The sequence below is a fragment of the Staphylococcus pasteuri genome, from assembly GCF_030547725.1.
In the GTDB taxonomy this organism is placed as follows: Bacteria; Bacillota; Bacilli; order Staphylococcales; family Staphylococcaceae; genus Staphylococcus; species Staphylococcus pasteuri.
Genome location: NZ_JAUOQO010000897.1, coordinates 1 through 239, shown reverse-complemented (window position 1 = coordinate 239; position 239 = coordinate 1). Strand labels below are relative to the sequence as shown.

Annotated in this window: 1 protein-coding gene; it reads right to left on the bottom strand. The window is 55.2% G+C overall.

Going from position 1 to position 239, the window contains the following annotated elements:
- Window positions 1-53: 53 nt before the first annotated feature.
- A partial coding sequence (locus Q4528_RS15850) for a hypothetical protein (RefSeq protein WP_303522700.1) occupies window positions 54-239 on the bottom strand: 186 nt, incomplete at its 5' end.

Below are 239 nucleotides of genomic sequence, written 5' to 3'. Positions count from 1 at the left end.
AAGCTGCGCTCAGTTGGAAAAAATCGCGTCGATGCATATCGGGGTCCTCGGGTTCACAAGATCACAGAAAAGTCGATCAGCCAATCGGGCATATTCTGTAGTGCCCAGGCTTCGATGACATGGTTCAATCGGAACAGCAGCGCCAGCCCAACCGCAATGAAAACGCCGCCCAACACCGGGCGTGATACTTTTGCCAGGCGGCGCAGGGCCATTGTATTTTGCGCAACATAGGCCAGCGC